Source organism: Streptomyces sp. AM8-1-1, from assembly GCF_032229325.1.
GTDB lineage: Bacteria > Actinomycetota > Actinomycetes > Streptomycetales > Streptomycetaceae > Streptomyces > Streptomyces achmelvichensis.
Genome location: NZ_CP135086.1, coordinates 5,058,082 through 5,074,792, shown reverse-complemented (window position 1 = coordinate 5,074,792; position 16,711 = coordinate 5,058,082). Strand labels below are relative to the sequence as shown.

At 69.5% G+C, this 16,711-nt stretch carries 14 protein-coding genes and 1 other RNA gene; 4 read left to right on the top strand and 11 right to left on the bottom strand.

The window, feature by feature from the left end:
* The first annotated feature begins 66 nt into the window (after positions 1 to 66).
* Positions 67 to 1,428, top strand: a complete 1,362-nt coding sequence (locus RPQ07_RS22850) for a carotenoid oxygenase family protein (RefSeq protein WP_313946039.1) — start codon at positions 67 to 69, stop codon at positions 1,426 to 1,428.
* Between the two features lie 118 nt (positions 1,429 to 1,546).
* Entirely contained in the window at positions 1,547 to 2,176 is a 630-nt protein-coding gene (locus tag RPQ07_RS22845; RefSeq protein WP_313946038.1) for an ABC transporter permease, read from the top strand.
* Between the two features lie 64 nt (positions 2,177 to 2,240).
* Here RPQ07_RS22845 and ssrA read toward each other — a convergent pair.
* The 5 genes from ssrA to ftsE form a co-directional block, all read right to left on the bottom strand.
* Positions 2,241 to 2,636: a transfer-messenger RNA gene (ssrA, locus tag RPQ07_RS22840) on the bottom strand.
* 158 nt (positions 2,637 to 2,794) lie between these two features.
* Positions 2,795 to 3,274 carry an SsrA-binding protein SmpB gene (gene smpB, locus RPQ07_RS22835; protein ID WP_313946037.1) on the bottom strand — a complete coding sequence of 160 codons (480 nt, stop codon included), beginning with the start codon at positions 3,272 to 3,274 and terminating at the stop codon, positions 2,795 to 2,797.
* Positions 3,275 to 3,292: 18 nt separating this feature from the next.
* The gene (locus tag RPQ07_RS22830; protein WP_313946036.1) at positions 3,293 to 4,450 is read right to left on the bottom strand and encodes a S41 family peptidase; all 1,158 of its coding nucleotides are present in this window, start codon (positions 4,448 to 4,450) and stop codon (positions 3,293 to 3,295) included.
* Positions 4,451 to 4,517: 67 nt separating this feature from the next.
* Positions 4,518 to 5,435, bottom strand: coding sequence for a permease-like cell division protein FtsX (gene ftsX / locus RPQ07_RS22825; protein ID WP_313946035.1), 918 nt, complete (start codon positions 5,433 to 5,435; stop codon positions 4,518 to 4,520).
* Between the two features lie 25 nt (positions 5,436 to 5,460).
* On the bottom strand, positions 5,461 to 6,150 hold the full coding sequence (gene ftsE, locus RPQ07_RS22820) for a cell division ATP-binding protein FtsE (RefSeq protein ID WP_313946034.1): 690 nt from the start codon (positions 6,148 to 6,150) through the stop codon (positions 5,461 to 5,463).
* Positions 6,151 to 6,399: 249 nt separating this feature from the next.
* Between ftsE and RPQ07_RS22815 the strand changes: the two genes are divergently transcribed.
* Positions 6,400 to 6,594, top strand: a complete 195-nt coding sequence (locus tag RPQ07_RS22815; protein WP_313946033.1) for a hypothetical protein — start codon at positions 6,400 to 6,402, stop codon at positions 6,592 to 6,594.
* An 83-nt stretch (positions 6,595 to 6,677) separates the two neighbouring features.
* Here the strand turns inward: RPQ07_RS22815 and RPQ07_RS22810 are convergent, their stop codons facing one another.
* The 3 genes from RPQ07_RS22810 to RPQ07_RS22800 all read right to left on the bottom strand — a co-directional run bounded on the left by RPQ07_RS22810 (position 6,678) and on the right by RPQ07_RS22800 (position 9,874).
* Positions 6,678 to 7,310, bottom strand: coding sequence for an LPXTG cell wall anchor domain-containing protein (locus tag RPQ07_RS22810; protein ID WP_313946032.1), 633 nt, complete (start codon positions 7,308 to 7,310; stop codon positions 6,678 to 6,680).
* Positions 7,311 to 7,658: 348 nt separating this feature from the next.
* A complete protein-coding gene (locus RPQ07_RS22805) occupies positions 7,659 to 8,405 on the bottom strand; it encodes a class I SAM-dependent methyltransferase (RefSeq protein WP_313946031.1) in 747 nt (248 codons plus the stop codon).
* Positions 8,402 to 9,874, bottom strand: a complete 1,473-nt coding sequence (locus RPQ07_RS22800) for an asparagine synthase (RefSeq protein ID WP_313946030.1) — start codon at positions 9,872 to 9,874, stop codon at positions 8,402 to 8,404. The genes RPQ07_RS22805 and RPQ07_RS22800 overlap by 4 nt, the downstream gene beginning before the upstream one ends.
* A gap of 849 nt (positions 9,875 to 10,723) precedes the next feature.
* Between RPQ07_RS22800 and RPQ07_RS22795 the strand changes: the two genes are divergently transcribed.
* On the top strand, positions 10,724 to 12,064 hold the full coding sequence (locus RPQ07_RS22795; protein ID WP_313946029.1) for a tetratricopeptide repeat protein: 1,341 nt from the start codon (positions 10,724 to 10,726) through the stop codon (positions 12,062 to 12,064).
* Between the two features lie 145 nt (positions 12,065 to 12,209).
* Here RPQ07_RS22795 and prfB read toward each other — a convergent pair whose 3' ends face one another.
* The 3 genes from prfB to RPQ07_RS22780 all read right to left on the bottom strand — a co-directional run bounded on the left by prfB (position 12,210) and on the right by RPQ07_RS22780 (position 16,509).
* Entirely contained in the window at positions 12,210 to 13,316 is a 1,107-nt protein-coding gene (gene prfB / locus RPQ07_RS22790; protein ID WP_313946028.1) for a peptide chain release factor 2, read from the bottom strand.
* A gap of 73 nt (positions 13,317 to 13,389) precedes the next feature.
* The gene (locus RPQ07_RS22785; RefSeq protein ID WP_313946027.1) at positions 13,390 to 14,628 is read right to left on the bottom strand and encodes a serine/threonine-protein kinase; all 1,239 of its coding nucleotides are present in this window, start codon (positions 14,626 to 14,628) and stop codon (positions 13,390 to 13,392) included.
* Positions 14,629 to 14,865: 237 nt separating this feature from the next.
* On the bottom strand, positions 14,866 to 16,509 hold the full coding sequence (locus RPQ07_RS22780; protein ID WP_313946026.1) for a serine/threonine-protein kinase: 1,644 nt from the start codon (positions 16,507 to 16,509) through the stop codon (positions 14,866 to 14,868).
* Positions 16,510 to 16,711 lie beyond the last annotated feature (202 nt).

Below are 16,711 nucleotides of genomic sequence, written 5' to 3'. Positions count from 1 at the left end.
CACACACGCAGCACGCAGCACGCAGCACGCAGCACCACGACCAACGACGAATCCGAGGACGCGCACATGAGCAGCAAGCCCTATCTGACCGGCCATTACACCCCCGTCGCCGACGAGATCACCGCCACCGGCCTCACCGTCGAGGGCACCCTGCCCCCCGAGCTGACCGGCCGTCTGATCCGCAACGGCCACAACCCCAAGCCCGGCGTCACGCCGACCCACTGGTTCAAGGGCAGCGGCATGGTCCACGGCATACGGCTCCGCGAGGGCCGCGCCGAGTGGTACCGCAACCGCTGGGTGCACACCCCCGCCCTGGACGGCGCCCCGTACATGACCGAGCGCGGCCCGGACCTCACCGCGAGCACCGCCGGGACCCACGTCATCGAGCACGCCGGACGGCTCCTCGCCCTGTGCGAGGCGAACGTCCCCTTCGAGCTCACCCCGGAGCTGGAGACGATCGGCGCCCATGACTTCGACGGCCGGCTGCGTACGGCGATGACCGCCCACCCCAAGGAGGACCCGCTGACGGGGGAGCTCCACTTCTTCGGCTCCTCGCCGTTCCCGCCCCACCTCGTGTACTACGTCTGCGACGCCAAGGGGGCGATCGTCCACACCGCCGAGATCCCGGGCGCGACCGCCTCCCTCAAGCACGACTTCGCCATCACGCGCCGCCATGTCGTCTTCATCGAGGGCAACGTCACCTTCGACCCCGCCGAGCACTCCGGCATCCCGTACGGCTGGAGCGACCAGCAGCCCGCCCGCATCGGCATCATGCCGCGCACGGACGACGGCGCCCGGCACGTGCGCTGGTTCTCCATCGAGCCGGGCAACATGCTGCACGTCTCCAACGCCTACGAGGACGGCCAGGGCCGCATCGTCCTGGAAGGCCCCACCGTGGACCGCGAGGGGTTCCGGCTCTCCTGGAACTGGTGGGTCGGCGCACCCGGGCGCGGCACCGAGCCCAACACCCGCTCCTACACCCGCCGCTGGGTGATCGACATGGCGACCGGCACCGTCGACGAGCAGATCATCGACGACCTCGCCGTGGAGTTCCCGACCCTCAACGAGGACTACCTGGGCGCCGAGAACCGCTACCAGTACGCGGTGTCCTTCCCCGACCAGGAAGGCTTCGGCGGCTACGGCGTCGTCAAGTACGACCGCACCACGGGCGCCCGCCGCATCCACCAGGTCGGCGACGCCCGGCTGCCCAGCGAGGCGGTGTTCGTCCCGGCGGCCGGCGCCACCAGCGAGGACGACGGCTATCTGCTCACCGTCGTCTCCGACCTCAAGCAGGACGCCTCGCAGCTGCTGGTCCTGGACGCCTCCGGTCTCGACCGGGTCGCCACCGTCCATCTGCCCCGCCGCGTGCCCGCCGGCATCCACGGCTCCTGGATCCCCGACAACGCCCTGGACACCGGCGAGCACTGACCCGCTCCCGTCCCCGTCGGCACAGCCGGGGACGACCGGCGGTGGGCGGCTCCGGGCCGACCTCCCGGAGCCGCCCACCGCCCCCACCCCCATCCGTACGCCACCCCGGAGGAACCCCATGTCCGTCGCAGCCCCCGCACGTCCCATGGCCGCCGTCCCCCATGCCACCCCGAGCCGTCTCGCGAACGAGGTCGACAACCGCGCGGCCTATGTCAGCTTCGGACTCGCCTACCTGCTCGGACACGGCGCCGCCGCCGTCTCCCACGGCGACGACCCCCTGCTCGACCTGCCCGGCTGGCTGCCCACCACGCTCCTCGGCATCGGCCTGGTCACCGGCGTCACCCAGGCCACCGTCGCCGCCCTGCGCGCCCAGCGCGGGGCGCCCGGGCCGGACGTCCTCTCCGGCAAACTGCTCGGCGCCGCGTGGGTCGCCGCCTTCACCGCCCTGTTCCTCGCGATCACCGGCCTGGCGTCCGCGGTCGACATGCCGGATCTCCAGACCGTCCTCTGGCCCGCCGGTTCCGGCCTCGTCGTCGGCCTGCTCTACCTCGCCGAAGGCGCGGCACGACGCAACCTGCTGCACTACGGCCTCGGCGTCTGGCTGGCCCTGATCTCCTCCGCGGCGCTCTTCCTCGGCACCCCCGGCCTCTACGGGGTCCTCGCCCTCGCGGTCGGCGGCGCCTACGCCCTCGCCGCGGTGCTGGAGCGCCGCCGCCTCGCGCGGCTCGCGGGGCATCCCCAGGCATGACAAAGGCCCGGCTGCCGTGACCGGCAGCCGGGCCTTCGCCCACATGGGGGTCCACACAAGGTGGGAGTGGAGATGGCGGGAATCGAACCCGCGTCCAACGGTGCAGAATCAGGACTTCTCCGAGCGCAGTCCGCTGCGATTTTCTCAGCCCCGGAGATCACGCGGACAAGTCTCCGACGGGCTCAGTCACTGTTTGGTTTCCCTCTGCTCCCCGTGACCGGGTTCAGAGGTTTAGTTCCCTAGATGACGTCAGGAACCGGGTCGGGAACAGCCCCGGGCTGACGCTCCATAGTGAAGGTTCGTTCTACTGCCTGAGATCAGGCAGCGAGGGCGAAGGCTTCGGAGGTATCGCGCTTGGAATTGGCGATTATTGTTTGCGACACGTGGTTAACGAGATCATTGCCGCTTCCTCGGCTCGCTTCTCCTGCTTCGACATCCGCTGTCGAAACCGATCATCCCCATGTTGATTTTTCAAAGGCGCCCCTGCGAGAGGGGCTGTCGCCATCGTACGTGACCAACGCGGCCACATGCCACCGTATTCCCGCGGGTCAGGCCTTCATGCCCGCCACCCCGGAGCCCCGGGGCGCCGCCGGTCTCCCGGCCCCCGCCGCGCGGCCCTCAGGCCCGCTGACGGCGGCGGACCGCGGAGACCGCGCGGTCGGTCTCACGGCGGTCCTGCTTCTCCCGCAGCGTCTGCCGCTTGTCGTACTCCTTCTTGCCCTTCGCCAGCGCGATCTCGACCTTCGCCCGGCCGTCCTTGAAGTACAACGCCAGAGGCACGATGGTGTGCCCCGTCTCCTGCGCCTTGGACTCCAGCTTGTCGATCTCCTCGCGGTGCATGAGGAGCTTCCGCCGGCGGCGGGCCGAGTGGTTGGTCCAGGTGCCCTGGCTGTACTCGGGGACGTGCACGTTGTGCAGCCACGCCTCGTGTCCGTCGATCTGGACGAAGCCGTCCGCCAGCGAGGCCCGCCCCTGACGCAGCGACTTCACCTCGGTACCCATCAGCACGAGCCCGCACTCGTAGGTGTCGAGGATGAGGTAGTCGTGCCGCGCCTTCTTGTTCTGCGCGATCAGCTTGCGCCCTTTTTCCTTAGCCATAGTGCGGTCATTTTCGCACTACGACCCACCCCCGAGGCCACTCAATACCGTGCGGGCCCGTTCCTCGGCGCCTTCGGCGGCCAGCAGGTCCGGTGTGATGCCCCGTCCATCCACGCTGTGACCGGCCGGCGTGCGGTAGTGCCCGACCGTCAGCTCGGCGACCGATCCGTCCGGCAGCCGGCTGGGCATCTGCACCGATCCCTTGCCGAAGGTGCGCGAACCGACGGCGATCGCGCGGCCGCGGTCCTGGAGGGCCCCGGTCACCAGCTCGGCCGCGCTCATCGTGCCGCTGTCGACCAGGGCGACCACGGGCCTGACGGTGTCCCCGCCCGCCGAGGCGTAGAGGGAGCGCTGCTCACCCCGTATGTCGTACGTGGCGACGAGTCCGCCGTCCAGGAAGGCGGAGGCCGCGGCGACGGCCTCGGCGACCAGGCCGCCCGCGTTGCCGCGCAGATCGAGCAGGACACCCGCGCCGGCGGGGGCGGACCGCACCGCGTCCCGCACGCGGGCGCCCGAGCCCTTGGTGAAGGAGGAGACCCGGATCATCACGGCACCGTCCTGGAGATGACGGACGGTGACGGCCTCGGTGCTGAGTGTCGTACGCGTCAGGGTCTCGGTCCACGCGCGGCCCGCGCGCTCCATACCGAGGACCACGCGTGTGCGATCACTCCCGCGCAGCAGGGCCACGACCTCGGTGACGGGACGGTCGGCCACCCGCCTGCCGTCGATGGTGCGCAGCCGGTCGCCGGCCTCGATGCCCGCCTTCTCGGCAGGGCCGCCGGACTGGACCCGGGCCACTTCGACGCGACCGTCGGCGGCCCGGCGGGCGGTGAGGCCGACACCGGTGTACTCGCCGTCGAGTGCCTGCTGGAAGTCCGCGTACTCCTCGCGGTCGTACACCGCACCCCAGCGGTCGCCGCTGCGGCTGACGACTTCCTCGGCCGCCTTCGTCCCCGACTTGCCGTCGGCCATGGCCTCGGCCGCGGCACGGGCCAGAGCGTCGCGGTCGACGGTGGCGGCGGCGGGCCGGGCGGCCAGCGGACGGGGGGCGTTGTCGTCCTCGCGCGGCAGGGCGTTGGTGGCCGCCGCGGTGGCGAGAACACTCGCAAAGACCAATGTCAGGGCCGCCCCGCGGCGAATGCGGCGGGGCCGAGGACAGAACTCCGGGCCCGGCATGGCGACGAGTCTAGGCCAAGCGAAGGGCGCCGTACGGTTGTTGCCCGTACGGCGCCCGGGGCGCTTGTCACACCTTGAGGTACTTGCGCAATGCGATGAAAGCGGCCATGGCAGGCATGAGCAGACCGATCGCAATCACCAGCGGGAGCTTGGTGACGACCGCGTCCCAGCCGATGAAATTGACCAGCTGCATCTTCTCGGACAGCGCCAGACCGTGGTCGATCAGGAAGTATCTGCCGACAAGCAGCATCAGAGAGGCGACCAGACCGCCCAACAGGCCCGCGAACGCGGCCTCCATGATGAACGGCATCTGGATGTAGAAGCTGGACGCTCCCACCAGCCGCATGATCCCGGTCTCACGCCTACGGCTGAACGCCGACACACGCACGGTGTTGACGATCAGCATCAGCGCAATCACGAGCATCAGCGCCATGACGAACAGTGCCGCTATGTTCATGCCGTTCATCAGGGAGAAGAGATTCTCCAGGATGTTGCGCTGGTCCTGGACGGACTGCACGCCGTCCCGGCCGGCGAAGGCGGTGGCGACCACCTTGTACTTCTCCGGGTCGTCCAGCTTGACCCGGAACGACTCCTGCATCTGGTCCGGCGTGATGGTGGACGCGATGGGAGTGTCGCCGTACTGGTCGCGGTAGTGCTTGTACGCCTCCTCGGCCGTCTCGTGATGGACCGAGTCGACCACGTCCATCTTCTTGAGATCGCCCTCGATCTGCTGCTTCTGCTGTGCGGTGACCGCGCCCTTGGCGCACTTGGGCGACGTGGAGGCGTCGTTCTTGTTGCACAGGAAGATGGAGACGTTGACCTTGTCGTACCAGAAGTCCTTCATGGTGCTGACCTGCTCGCGCATGAGCAGCGCGCCGCCGAAGAGGGCGAGCGACAGAGCCACGGAGACGATGACGGCGAAGGTCATGGTGAGATTGCGACGGAGACCTACGCCGATCTCCGACAGTACGAACTGGGCGCGCATCGCGTGCGTTCAGCCTTTCCTTAGCTCAGTGCTGGTAGCCGTAGACGCCGCGTGCCTGGTCGCGTACGAGACGGCCCTTCTCGAGCTCGATCACACGCTTGCGCATCTGGTCGACGATGTTCTGGTCGTGGGTCGCCATCACGACGGTCGTACCGGTCCTGTTGATCCGGTCCAGCAGCTTCATGATGCCGACGGACGTCTGCGGGTCGAGGTTGCCGGTCGGCTCGTCCGCGATCAGCAGCATGGGCCGGTTGACGAACGCCCGCGCGATCGCGACACGCTGCTGCTCACCGCCGGAGAGCTCACCGGGCATCCGGTCCTCCTTGCCGCCGAGTCCGACGAGGTCGAGGACCTGCGGCACGGCCTTGCGGATCTCACCGCGCGGCTTGCCGATGACCTCCTGCGCGAACGCCACGTTCTCCGCGACGGTCTTGTTGGGCAGGAGACGGAAGTCCTGGAAGACGGTGCCCAGCTGGCGGCGCATGTGCGGCACCTTGAAGTTGGACAGCCGCGCCAGGTCCTTGCCGAGGACATGCACGAGCCCCTGGCTTGCACGCTCCTCGCGGAGGACCAGCCGCAGAAAGGTCGACTTGCCGGAACCGGACGAACCCACCAGGAAGACGAACTCTCCCTTCTCGATCTCGAGGGAGACGTCACGCAGGGCGGGGCGGTTCTGCTTGGGGTAGCTCTTGGAGACGTTGTCGAATCGGATCACGGGTGCACCACGGTCGGCCGGGAGTAGGTGTGCGTGACACTACGCGAAGCGGGGTTGCGGGCGCAGTCAGCAGTCTGGGTTGCGTACTTTGTCACGTCACGGTTGACGAAGGAACCGGTGGGGCGCGCCGAAAAGCGCCCGAGCTGGCATGGTGGTAGGGGAACAGTGTCGTTCCCCTGTGCGTTGTCGGGAAAGAACTGTGCATACGGTCCGCGCCTGCGGCTCCGGCGCGCGGGAGGAGGAGAGCGCATGACCTACGACCGATTGGTGTGCGCCAACTGCGCGGCCCCGGTGAACGAGGGCCGCTGCCCGGTGTGCCGGGCGAACCGCGAGCGACTCCAGCAGGAGGGACCGTTCGGCGGTCTGAGCCCGGTGGCGCTGCTGACGCTGCTGGTGGTGCTGATCGCGGCGCTGGCGCTGCTGGCCGCGCACCAGACCGCGTAGGACGTACGCAAAAGGAGGGCCCGGGGTGCTGAGCGCGCCCCGGGCCCTCCTTTCTGTGTGCTGTGCGCTACGCGCCGTAATGCTTAGACGGCGGTGCGGTTGCTGCCCACGAGACGGGGGAGCATCCGGAAGCCGATACCACCGGCGATCATGGTGGCAGCACCGAGGAGCAGGAAGGTGGTCTCGGCGGCGCCGGTCTCCGCCAGCTCCTCCTTGGCCTGGCCCTGCTCGACCGGCTGGGAGCCGGCGTTGTCGGTGTCGGTGTTGTTGCCGTCGCCGTCGATGACACCACCGTCGGTGTCGGTGCCACCGGTGCCGCCCGGCGTGGTGGACTCGGACGGGTCAGGGTTCTCGGTCGGGTCCTCGGTCGGAGGCTCCTCGGTGGGAGGCTCCTCCGTCGGCGGCTCCTCGGTCGGAGGCTCCTCCGTCGGCGGCTCCTCGGTCGGAGGCTCCTCCGTCGGCGGCTCCTCGGTCGGAGGCTCCTCCGTCGGCGTCGGGTCCGGGATCACGGTCGGCAGGCCCGTCGGCTCCGGCGGGTTGAGACCCAGGCCGGCGTCGATGCCGTTCCGGTCAGCGTTGACCGAGGCGTCGAGGGGACCCACGTTAATGTCCACGCCGACGGCCGAGGCGGCGCCCGCGGCGGTCAGCGACGCGCCGGCGGCGATCACCGCGCCGGCGGCTATGCGCGCTACGCGGATCCGCGTCTTCTTCGTCATCTGGCTGCTACCCCCAGTAGCTAATCGTCAATGGAGCAGCGTCCGGGGCTGCGGCCGCAGAGGTGTTGACGTCTCCCCCACATCACACGCGCCCCAGAGATACGCATGCCGAGCGTCACCCTTCCCACTTTTCGCGGACGCGTCAAGGTCGTTGCGCGTGCGATGTCCGGTATGCGGGAGGTTGCCTGACCTGCGCCGATGCAACTGTGACATAAAAGGGAACTGCCGCCCCGCAGAGGGTGGTTACCTTGTCGACAAAGCACTGTTCTGGCAGGCTCGCCGCTTGCGGTAGTGAACAACAACCACTCGATCGTGGGTAGTTGCGGCAGCTTGATCATCCCCTGCCACTCACCCGTGGGTGTATCGGGCTACCGTGTACGCAGTTGGACCGGTGAGCCCCGCCTCTGTGCCGTCGCGCATGTCCAGGACTTCAAAGCCGGCACCCTCCACGTATCGATCCAGCTCGCGAGGGAACAGGACACGCCTGCGGATCTCGTCCAGCGCCTCGTCGCCCGAGGGGAGCACCCAGTGCCGGTGCGTGGTGTTGATCTGGGTCCGTAGGTCCCACTCATGTCGGATGGTGACCGTGGCGGGTCCCCAAGGGGTGTCAACCGTGGCGGCAGTCGGCTCAGTCCAGGTGATCGGGGCGACAGGGGAGCACAGCACAAGCAGCGTGCCCGGCAGGGCATGGGCCGCGAATGTGGCGAAGACCTGGCTGATCTCCTCGTTGTCGTGCACGTAGGCCAGGCTGTTGCCCATACAGGTCACCACGTCCATGCGCTTGCCGAGTCGTGTGGTGCGCATGTCCCCGGTGCGGATGTCCAGCCCCGGCCGGGCCTGGTGGGCGTAGTCGACAAGTCCGGGCTGGAGATCCACGCCGATGCACTCGAAGCGCTCGGCCAGGATCTCCAGATCCCGGCCGGTACCGCATCCGAAATCGACCAGAGTCCGGGCGTCCGGCCGGTGCAGCTCGATCAGGGGCCGGCACATCCCGGCGCTTGCGCTGCCTGACTGCACCACGTCGTAAAGAGCCGGATCGCGGTACAAGAGGTTGGTGGCTTCCACGTACTCGGCTTCCGTGTCGGGGCTGGTCACATGAGACTTCGCAGTCCGACCTCCAAGGCGAGCACATCGCACAGCAGGTCAGGGACGACCAAGGCGGCGTCGGCATCCTTGCCCGCCTGGATGAGAGCCTTGCCGTCAACGTAGCCGAGGTCCACCAGAACCGAATCCTGCAGCATGTCGTCCAGCACGGGCAGGCCGTAGGAACGCAGGCCCTTCTCCAGGACGGCCAGGAAGTTCTCCGGCTCGGTCGGCGCCGCCACCCACTCGGGCAGGCCCGCCCGCCTGATCCGCTCACGGAACAACGCCTTGCCGCGCTTGTGCTCGCGCGGCAACTGCTCCATGAACCGCACAATCCACGGGTGCACCAACGGGCTCACGGGCCAGATCCCGGCCCGGAGGAATCCGGGGTTGTGCATCCCGAACGACATCAGGGTCGGTACGGGCACTACCGGGATGGGGGCCATGTGCTCGTCCACCTCAGCGAGCGCACGGACTGCTTTGGCTCCGAGCCACGGTACGGGTTCCGGCGTCGGCAGTTCGGCGAGTGTCCTGGAGTGGTGGGCGTTGACCTCGTCCCCTCCGCTGCCGGTGAACATCACCTCGCACCGCCGGGCGTCTGCCTGCTCCCGCACGACGTCGAACGCCTCCTGGTAGAAGGCTCCCGCCGGATCGTGCGGCTTGCCCAGGGCGCGTACGCCTCCGGGGCAGAAGGGTGGGTGCTGCATGGCGGGGGTGGCCGTGTCCAGGAAGCCGCAGTGCTCCACAAGGGCCCGGCGTCGCTCGTGTTGCTGCCTGCCGGTGCTTCCTCCCACCAGCAGGCCGAAACTGTGCACCTCGGGGAAGCAGGCCGCTTTCAGGGCCAGGGCGACGTTCCCGGAGTCCGCGCCGCCGGACAGCTCAAGACCCACGCATCCGGTGGCCGTCGGCGCCTGACGGATCACGTCGGTCAGCAACTCGTCCAGAGCCGCAAGAGGATCAATGCCGGGCCGCAGCTTGCGCGGCTCAAGTACATGCTCGGCCGGCTCCGGGTAGTGGATGCTGAGCCCCGCGCTCGTGAACCTGGCCGACGCCCGTTCGGTGAGGCGGTAGACACCTTCGAACAGCGTCTCGCACGTGTAGCGGTGCTGCCTCGTCAGTGTTCGGGCTACCACGCGCGGCACCAAGCGGTCAGCCCGTAGATACGGTCGCAACACGGTCAGATCCCATGACGCGTGCAACTCGCCGTCCCTCTCTGTCAGGTAGAGCGGCGCTGTGCCGAGGACGCCTGCTGCCAGCCTGACCTCTCCGGGCCCCATGGTGATCGCGACGAAATCCGCCTCGTCCCCCTTGCACTCCTTCACACGGACCCGTACGCGCGGCGCCAGGTCGTCGTTGACCTCCATGACCAACGTGGAGACGTTCACAGACTCGATCCAACTCTCGCCGTTGACCCAACGGCCCCCGTCCGTGCTCCACTTGGGCTCCTGGAGATCGAACAGGCGCAGACGCATCGACAGCATGTCGTCCCTTTCCGATGTCGTGCGGCGGGGCGGGGCCGCGAACGGCCCCGCCCCGCCTGGCGTCAGCCCTGGATCACTTGCTGCAGTGGTCGCCGTTGTTGTCGCCGCCGCCCGGCATCTTGTCGAGCAGCGCGGCCTCGACAGCCGGGACGCCGGTGATCAGGTCGCCGGTGAACAGCTCGTCCACGTTCATCGCTCTCTCCCTTACGGTTTTCAGTGGACTCCGCGGCAGATGCTGCGGAGTTGGACCCGTCCGGCTGCCGGACCCTTGCGAAGAAGGCGGCCGGACGGGGTGCCCGCCGCTTCCGACGGCGGGCCCTCCCTCATCACAGGTGGGGAGCCTGGATGCGTGACGGGGAGGAGTCAGGTGGGTGTGGACGCGACGGCCACGCCCAGGACGAAGCCGCCCGTCCCGTGATGGTGATGAGCAGGAGGGGTCCGGCGCAGCGGCCGACGACTGCGGCCAGCCGGTTCACAGCCGCTCTCCACGGCTGCGCTCGTTGACCTCGCGTACTGCTGCGCTCAGCCTCGCCGCCCCATCCTCAGGCGTGGAATCGCGGTGCTGCGGGCAGCGGCACGGCGAGAACCGATTCGAACCGGGCGGCAGATCCGCTCCCTCGTAGGTGTCGATCCTCAACACCCCGTCCATGCCCCGCGCCTCGGTCATCCAGGCCAGGCAGGCCCGCGCTTCGCTTCTCATCCATCGGCCTTTCAGACGACGACTGCGGCGAGGTATCGCCGTTCTTCGCTACCTCTACGCAACCGCGTGACCACGCTCAGCGGTACCGTTGCCGCAGGACCAGGACTTGAAAGCCTTGAAAGTTCGCAATGGCACGGGGAGTTGAGTGCATGGCCAAGCGTGAACCGAACGTAGCTCTTGGGCGCCTGCTCGCCGAAAGCCGTTGGACTCACCGCCAGTTCGCGCGGGCGGTGAACCGTATCGGCACCGAGACCGGCACTCCTCTGCGCTACGACGAGTCGGCGGTGAGCCATTGGCTCGGCGGCACCGTCCCTCGCGGTGCGGTGCGGACGTGCATCCTCGAAGCCCTCTCCCGCCGCCTCGGCCGCCCTGTTACCCATGCCGAAGCCGGGCTGCCTGTTCTACGCGATCGCTCCTCCGCGGCTGCGGATACCGTGGAAGGGGTGATCGACCTGGGGAGGCTGGATATGGACCCGTCCCGCCGCAGCGTCCTGGGGGTCGGCCTGTTCTCCGTGGCCGTCACCATTCCCGGCTGGCCTGATGTGGTCGGGCGTGCCGATGCCATCCAGTCCGGCCGCACGACACGCATCGGCATGAACGAAGTGGACATGGTCATCGCCATGACCGAGCGTGTTTCGGAACTGGACGACGAGTTCGGCGGCCGTCACGCACGCCCCATGGCGGCCTCGTTCATGGTCAACACTGTGGCCTCCTACCTGCGTGCCGACGCACCCGAGGACGTACGCAAAGCGATGCTGTCCGCCGCCTCGGATCTGCTCTACCTGACCGGCTACATGGCCGTGGACGAAGGGCTGCACGGTCTCGCGCAGCGTTACTACGTCAAGGCCTTGGAGCTGGCGGGGGCGGCCGAGGATCACCTGACGTACTGCACCACCCTGCGGGGGATGAGCGTCCAGGCGGTCGACCTCCGCCACGGAGAAAAGTCCATGGAACTGGCCGACGCCGCTGCCGCCGCCTCCCCGAAAGCCGGCCCCCGGATGCTGGCCTTCCTCGCCGGTCAGCAGGCGCATGCCGCCGCACAAACAGGCGACCGTACTGGCGCGCTGCGCCACATCCGGGAGGCCGAGGCGGCCATGGACCGTGCCGAGGCACGCGGCAAGGCGTTTGGCTCGTACGACCCGTCTTCGCTCAACTACCACGTCAGCCAGGTGCGTTACGAACTCGGAGACAAGGCCGGAGCCGTCGAGGCCATGCAACAAGCGGACCGGCTCCGCCCCAGCATGTACCAGCGCACACGAGTACACCGTCGTGGCCTGCTGGCGGAGCGGCAAATGGAACTCGGCCACCTGGAAGCGGCCTGCGCCACCTGGCACCAGGCCCTCGACGACTACCCCAAGGTGCAGTCCGGCCGCGCCGACGAGCGCGTGAAGGCGATGTTCGGTCTCTTGCGCCCTCACCTGAAGAATCCGGCGGCGCTAGACCTGTACGACCGAGCACGCACGATCGCGCCACCGTCGCTGGTCGCCTGATCCCCGTCGCACCTTCGAGCTCAGCCGGAGAAAGTCAGCCACGAACGGCGGAGACGCCAGGAAATCACCCGTCACGTGTGTCTCCAGCAACCCGAGTGTGCCGGGCCCCATGGGGCCCGGCACCTTCCCGACGCAGTGTGCGCGTCTACTTCTCGCCCTGCTTGCGCCAGCGGATGCCCGCCTCCAGGAAGCCGTCGATCTCGCCGTCCAGGACCGCCTGCGGGTTGCCCACCTCGAACTCCGTACGCAGGTCCTTGACCATCTGGTACGGGTGCAGGACGTACGAACGCATCTGGTTTCCCCAGGAGTTGCCGCCGTCGCCCTTGAGCGCGTCCATCTTGGCCTGCTCCTCCTGGCGGCGGCGCTCGAGGAGCTTCGCCTGGAGGACGTTCATCGCGCTCGCCTTGTTCTGAATCTGCGAGCGCTCGTTCTGGCAGGAGACGACGATGCCGGTGGGGACGTGGGTCAGGCGCACCGCGGAGTCCGTGGTGTTGACGCCCTGGCCGCCGGGGCCGGACGCCCGGTACACGTCCACGCGCAGCTCGGACTCATCGATCTCGATGTGGTCCGTCTTCTCGACCACCGGCAGCACCTCGACGCCCGCGAAGGACGTCTGGCGGCGGCCCTGGTTGTCGAACGGCGAGATGCGCACGAGGCGGTGGGTGCCCTGCTCGACGGAGAGCGTGCCGTAGGCGTACGGCGCCTTGACGACGAAGGTGGTCGACTTGATGCCGGCCTCTTCCGCGTACGAGGTCTCGTAGACCTCCGTGCCGTACCCGTGGCGCTCGGCCCAGCGCAGATACATCCGCTGGAGACGCTCGGCGAAGTCGGACGCGTCGACGCCGCCCGCCTCGGCGCGGATGTTGACCAGCGCCTCGCGCTCGTCGTACTCGCCGGAGAGGAGGGTGCGGACCTCCATCTCGTCCAGCGCCTTGCGGACGTCGGTCAGCTCGGACTCCGCCTCGGCGAGGGTGTCCGCGTCGTCCTCGGCCTCGGCGAGCTCGAAGAGCACGGCCAGGTCGTCGATACGACCGCGGAGGGCCTCGGTCTTGCGGAGCTCGGCCTGGAGGTGCGAGAGCTTGCTCGTGATCTTCTGCGCCGCCTCCGGGTCGTCCCACAGGGACGGGGCGGCGGCCTGCTCCTCGAGCACGGCAATATCTGCCCTCATCCTGTCGAGGTCCAGGACGGCCTCGATCGACCCCATGGTCGAGGAGAGGGACTTCAGCTCTTCGGATACATCGACGACTGCCACGGGTCCAGCGTAACGGCTGGGCGCGAGAGCCCGACCCCCTAGGGTTCCGGCCTACGGTTCCGTGGGTTCCGGCCTACGGTTCCGCCGGTACCGACTGCTGGGAGTCCTGCGGGGAGACCTCCGAGTCGCCGCCGCTCGTCGCCAGCCAGCCGCCGACGCCCAGCGCGGCCGCGACCACCACTGCGGCGATCCCGAGGACGATGCGCCGCTTGCGGACGGTCTCGGACTTGTGGCGGGCCGATCCCGGTCGGCGCTGGCCGGGTGTGCGGGGGGCGCGCGCCGTGCCGCGGGCGCCGCCGGCGAGCTCGTCCGGAGCCGGTACCCGCATCGAGGTGTGGGTGTCGCGGTTGGAGTCCGCGGGCGCCGCGCCGGGCACGAGCGGTACGGCGCCACGGCGGCGCACCTCACCGGGTGCGGCCGGGGTCTCGTCCTCGTACGGCTCCGCCTGCGGTTCGGCGTCGGGTTCGTCGACGTCGAGGGGCGGCATGCCCGCCAGCATCGGCTGGAGTTCGCGCAGCCGGGCGCCGACCTCGGAGGCGCGCAGCCGTGACGCGGGCGCCTTGGCCAGGCACTGGTTGATGAGCTGCCACAACTCGTCGGGGATACCCGGGAGGGGGACGACGGTCTCGGTGACATGGCGGCGCAGGACCGCGCCGGGGTGACCGCCGCCGAAGGGGGTGAAGCCGGCGAGGAGTTCGTACAGCACGGTCGCGAGGGCGTAGATGTCGACGGCGGCGCGCGGCGGCAGGCCCTCGACGATCTCGGGCGCCAGATAGTCCGGGGTGCCGATGATGCGGGACGCCTTGGTGCGCCGCGGGGTGTCGATGAGCTTGGCGACGCCGAAGTCGGTCAGCAGGGCCGGGTGGGAGCCCGCGGGTCCGAGCGGGCCCTCCATGTCGAGCAGGATGTTCTCCGGCTTGACGTCGCGGTGCACGATGCCGGCGGCGTGCGCCACGGCCAGCGCGTCGGCGACGTCCGCGATGATCGCGACCGCGGCCTGGGGGGCGAGCCGGCGCTCCCGGTCGAGGCGGGTGCGCAGATCGGTGCCGCGTACGAGGTCCATGACGAGCGCGAGATCGTTCCCGTCGACGACGAGGTCGCGGACGCCGACGATCCGGGGGTGGTCGAGGCCGAGCAGGGCCGTGCGCTCCTGCACGAAGCGCCCGACGAGTTCCTGGTCCGACGCCAGGTCCTCGCGCAACAGCTTGATGGCGACGGGACCCTCGGGTCCCTCGCCCGCCCACACCGTCCCGGCGCTGCCCCGCCCGAGGATCTGGTGGGCCGTGTAGCGGCTGCCGATATTCCGTGCCAAGACTGCTCCCTCAGCGGCTGGCGTTGCCCACTGTGTCCGCCCGGGGGGCGACCCCCGGACCCCCGGCCGGAAAGCGGGCCGGGCACCGTGACCGCGGGGACACGCGAGGCACACCTGAGTAACGTACGCGGGGATCCGGGGCCTGTGGGCCCCGGATGCCGCCAACCTTCACTTCTACGGGGGAAAACTGCCCGAAGAAGTCAACAAAGCTGACAAAGCCACCGAGTCGTGCAGTGGCTACTGTCCGCCTGGGTCCTGAGGCCCGGCGCCCGGGTCGGAACCGCCGAGGTCGGAGATCCAGTCCGACACCTTCGAGATGCCGTCGCCGATCGCGCTCCAGTAGCTCTTGCCCTCCGCGATCCAGCCCTGCAGCGGGGTCAGCTCCCAGACGAGCCAGCCCGCGACCACGATCAGGATCACCGAGAACAGACAGCCCTTGAGGCAGCCCAGACCCGGGATGCGCATCGGATTGGCGCTGCGCTGCCGGGGCTGGCGCGGGGTGGGCTGCGGCGGCTGCGGAGGCGCGTAGGGCTGCGGCGCGTACTGCTGCTGCTGGGGCGGTGGCTGCTGCCGGGCCTGCCGCCTGCTCTGCCGCGGCTGCTGAGGCTGGGGCTGGGGGCGCTGCGGCTGCGGCGGGTACCCCTGTTGCGGGTGCTGCGGCTGCTGGGGCCGCTGCTGCTGACGCTGCGGACGGCGCCGCAGCGGGTCCTGGCTCGGGTCGATGTACTGGACCTGTGTCTGCTCGCTGCGGTCGCGGGCGGCCTGGAGCTGGGACTGCCAGGGGTGGTTCGGGTCGTTGCCCGGCGGCACGGGAGGCATCACCGAGGTCGGGTCGGGGCCCTGGCCCTGGCCGGGACCGGTCTGCTGCATCACGCTGGTCGCGGCGTTCGGGTCGTACGAACCGGCGTTGGTGGGCAGCACCTGCGTCGGGTCGGCCGAGCCCGGGGTGCCCGGGACGTGTGCCGGATCCGGGTCGGGGCCGAGCAGGGCGGCGACGCCGAGCGCGGCCTCGACCTGCGCGGAGGAGGAGTGCACACCGATGCCGGCGGCGACGGTGCGCAGCCCGCGGGCGAGGTTCTCGGCGCTCGGACGCTGGGACGGCTCCTTGCGCAGACAGCGCTCTATGACCGTCCACAGCGGCTCGGGAACGGTGGTGGGGCGGCGCGGCTCCTCGCTGAGGTGGCGGTGCAGCACCTCCAGGGCACTGCCGCCCGCGAACGGGGGCCGGCCGGTGACCAGCTCGTAGAGCAGGATGCCCGCGCCGTAGATGTCGACGGCGGAGGTCTGCGGACGGCCCTCGGCGGACTCGGGCGCGACATAGGCGGGCGTGCCGACGAACTCGTGCGTACGGGTCAGGCCCGGGGAGTCCGCGAGGCGCGCGATACCGAAGTCGGTCAGCATCGGGTGCATCTGGCCGTCGATGTCCGTCTTCAGCAGGACGTTCGCGGGCTTGAGGTCCCGGTGGACCACGCCGTCGGCGTGGCTGGCGGCGAGGGCGTCCGCGATCTGGGCGGTCAGCAGTGCGGCGGCGACCGGGGTGAACGGGCCGTTGTCGCGGAGATAGCGGTGCAGGTCGGGGCCGTCGACCAGGTCCATGACCAGGGCGAGCAGATCGCCCTCGACGACCAGGTCGCGCGTCCGCACGATGTTCGGGTGGGTCAGGCGGAGCAGGACGGAGCGCTCGCGCAGGAAGCGCATCACCACGTCCGCGTCGTTCGCCAGCTCCTCCTTGAGGACCTTGATCGCCACGGTCTCGCCCGGCTGGCCGGGCACGGCCGCCTCGGCGCCCGCGGTCTCCCGCTGGCTGGCCCGCCAGACGGTGCCCGTGGCCCCGCGCCCGAGTGGCTCCTCGAGCAGGTACTTGCTGCCTACCGGCCGCACGTCATGTGCTCCCTGCTGATCGTGGTCCTTGCATGATCCCGGGCCACTGTCCCTCCGCCCGGGTTTCCGACCCACTTTAATGCCGCCGAACGGGGCACCGTCCGGTTGTCTTGCTCCGCCGATGTCCCGGCGGTGTTCGAGGGAAAGACGTGCGCATCGTACGGATGGTTGCCGAACGGCCGTGCCGCACACATCACGGCGG

Bases quoted from the DNA above. Each gene is read 5' to 3' on its own strand.
- RPQ07_RS22795 (WP_313946029.1), top strand. From the start codon at position 10,724: ATGGCCAAGCGTGAACCGAACGTAGCTCTTGGGCGCCTGCTCGCCGAA.
- ftsX (WP_313946035.1), bottom strand. From the start codon at position 5,435: ATGCGCGCCCAGTTCGTACTGTCGGAGATCGGCGTAGGTCTCCGTCGC.
- RPQ07_RS22845 (WP_313946038.1), top strand. From the start codon at position 1,547: ATGTCCGTCGCAGCCCCCGCACGTCCCATGGCCGCCGTCCCCCATGCC.
- RPQ07_RS22800 (WP_313946030.1), bottom strand. From the start codon at position 9,874: ATGCTGTCGATGCGTCTGCGCCTGTTCGATCTCCAGGAGCCCAAGTGG.
- smpB (WP_313946037.1), bottom strand. From the start codon at position 3,274: ATGGCTAAGGAAAAAGGGCGCAAGCTGATCGCGCAGAACAAGAAGGCG.
- RPQ07_RS22830 (WP_313946036.1), bottom strand. From the start codon at position 4,450: ATGCCGGGCCCGGAGTTCTGTCCTCGGCCCCGCCGCATTCGCCGCGGG.
- RPQ07_RS22850 (WP_313946039.1), top strand. From the start codon at position 67: ATGAGCAGCAAGCCCTATCTGACCGGCCATTACACCCCCGTCGCCGAC.
- RPQ07_RS22810 (WP_313946032.1), bottom strand. From the start codon at position 7,310: ATGACGAAGAAGACGCGGATCCGCGTAGCGCGCATAGCCGCCGGCGCG.
- RPQ07_RS22815 (WP_313946033.1), top strand. From the start codon at position 6,400: ATGACCTACGACCGATTGGTGTGCGCCAACTGCGCGGCCCCGGTGAAC.